This is a genomic window from Streptococcus sinensis, assembly GCF_000767835.1.
Classification (GTDB): domain Bacteria; phylum Bacillota; class Bacilli; order Lactobacillales; family Streptococcaceae; genus Streptococcus; species Streptococcus sinensis.
Genome location: NZ_JPEN01000090.1, coordinates 1 through 327 on the forward strand (window position 1 = coordinate 1; position 327 = coordinate 327).

Annotated in this window: 1 pseudogene; it reads right to left on the minus strand. The window is 46.8% G+C overall.

The window, feature by feature from the left end:
* Positions 1 to 327 (minus strand): annotated as a pseudogene (locus tag SSIN_RS07670) (transposase); the annotation flags it as partial.

A 327-nucleotide genomic window follows, 5' to 3' on the forward strand; every position in this document is an offset into this window, starting at 1 on the left:
AGTAGGTGGCACGAGCTAGTTTAGCTGTTGCTAGAAGGAGGTCTAGTCGGAATCCTCCATTGACCATTTCTCTAACTGTTTCTGCCTTTCGCACGCTAAGGCTTCGTCCCTCAGGCGCAATTCTTTCAACTTTTTTAAATAGGCATTCTCCGTTCTAAGACGCTCATTTTCTTCTTGGAGTCGCTCTAACTCCGTCATCTCTTCCCAGGTCTTCTTTGGCTTACGTCCCATTTTTGGCGGCCTCCCTCTTCTTTTCTCAAGAATAGTATACCCGTTTTTCTTGTATTGCGCTATCCAGTTTGGAAGAGTCCCTCGGTTTGGCAAGGC